Origin of the sequence: Moorena sp. SIO4A1 (assembly GCF_010672065.1) — a bacterium.
Classification (GTDB): domain Bacteria; phylum Cyanobacteriota; class Cyanobacteriia; order Cyanobacteriales; family Coleofasciculaceae; genus Moorena.
Map to the genome: position 1 here is coordinate 1 of NZ_JAAHHX010001085.1, position 1,012 is coordinate 1,012.

Annotated in this window: 2 protein-coding genes; both read left to right on the plus strand. The window is 43.2% G+C overall.

Going from position 1 to position 1,012, the window contains the following annotated elements; all coding sequences use genetic code 11:
- The coding region (iscB, locus tag F6K53_RS46405; RefSeq protein ID WP_366511463.1) for an RNA-guided endonuclease IscB at window positions 1–626 on the plus strand (626 nt) is incomplete at its 5' end.
- On the plus strand, window positions 586–1,012 hold a 427-nt coding region (locus tag F6K53_RS46410), incomplete at its 3' end, for an HNH endonuclease (protein ID WP_366511464.1). The genes iscB and F6K53_RS46410, both read left to right, overlap by 41 nt.

The following is a 1,012-nucleotide window of genomic DNA, read 5'->3' on the forward strand; positions in this document are numbered from 1 at the left end:
AAGCCCGCCGGTTATTAGACAAAGGTAAAGCTGCGGTATTTCGGATGTATCCGTTCACGATCATATTGAAGACTGCGGTCGATAATCCGACTATCTCACCATGTCAAATCAAGATTGACCCTGGTAGTAAGGTAACTGGATTTGCCTTAGTCCAAAACAATCAGGTGATCTGGGGAATGGAACTAGAGCACAGAGGAGGATTAATCAAGAAAAAACTAGAGTCTAGAAAAGCCGTAAGGCGTGGAAGACGTAGTCGTCACACCCGTTACAGAAAGCCACGGTTTCTTAATCGCAAACGTTCAGAGGGTTGGCTCCCACCTAGCCTAGAACACAGGATTTTGACTATTGAAACTTGGGTAAAGCGATTAATTAAGTTTTGCCCGGTCAATGAGGTTTGGGTTGAAAGAGTTAAATTTGACACTCAAAAAATGCAGAACCCTGAAATCAATGGCGTTCAGTACCAACAAGGCGAACTAGCTGGATATGAGGTTAGAGAGTACTTACTAGAGAAATGGGGGAGAGAATGCACTTACTGCGGTAAACAATCCATCCCCTTGCAAATCGAACACATTCACCCAAAGTCATTTGATCGAACACATTCACCCAAAGTCATTTGGTGGAAGTGATCGAGTCAGTAATCTTTGCTTAGCTTGCGAGAAATGTAATCAACGGAAAGGAAACAAGCCCATAGAGGAATTCCTAAAAAAGAAGCCAAGTTTACTCCAAAAAATCAAAACCAAAGCTAAGCAACCATTACCGGATGCGGCAGCGGTTAATTCAACTCGCAACAAGTTAGTGAAGGTGCTCAAAAAAATAAAACCCATAGTTACTGGAACGGGAGCGCAAACCAAGTACAACCGGACAAAACTAGGATTCCCAAAGGAGCATTGGATTGATGCCGCTTGTGTTGGAGATATTGAGACCTTGGTTTTGAGAACCTCTCAACCACTACTAGTTACCTGTAAAGGTCAAGGAGGTAGGCAAAAAGCCGCACTCAACAAGTATGGCTATA